Source organism: Ochrobactrum sp. SFR4 (assembly GCF_019730395.1).
Lineage (GTDB): Bacteria > Pseudomonadota > Alphaproteobacteria > Rhizobiales > Rhizobiaceae > Pseudochrobactrum.
In genome coordinates this window covers 1-263 of record NZ_JAAPBB010000908.1, presented here as the reverse complement: position 1 = coordinate 263, position 263 = coordinate 1, and the positions used below count along the sequence as shown (strand labels likewise).

The window sequence follows — 263 nt, the reverse complement described above, 5'->3', positions numbered from 1 at the left end:
ACCGGCAATGTGCTGCTCGACGGAGTAAACCTGTCGCTCCATGCCGGTGAAATTGTCGGTATTTCCGGCCTGATCGGTTCCGGTCGTACAGAGCTTGCCTTGTCGCTGTTTGGCATGCTGCCGCAATGTACCGGAAAAATGCAACTGGACGGCAAAACCATTCACCCGAAATCAGTACGCGAGGCCATTGATCTCGGCATTGCCTATGTGCCTGAAGACCGCCTCACGGAGGGTCTGTTCCTCACCCAGTCGATTGAGCGCAA

1 protein-coding gene is annotated in these 263 nt (G+C 55.5%); it reads left to right on the top strand.

Features of this window, described 5'->3' with window-relative positions; translation table 11 throughout:
* A partial coding sequence (locus HBA93_RS21730; RefSeq protein ID WP_221724632.1) for an ATP-binding cassette domain-containing protein occupies window positions 1–263 on the top strand: 263 nt, incomplete at both ends.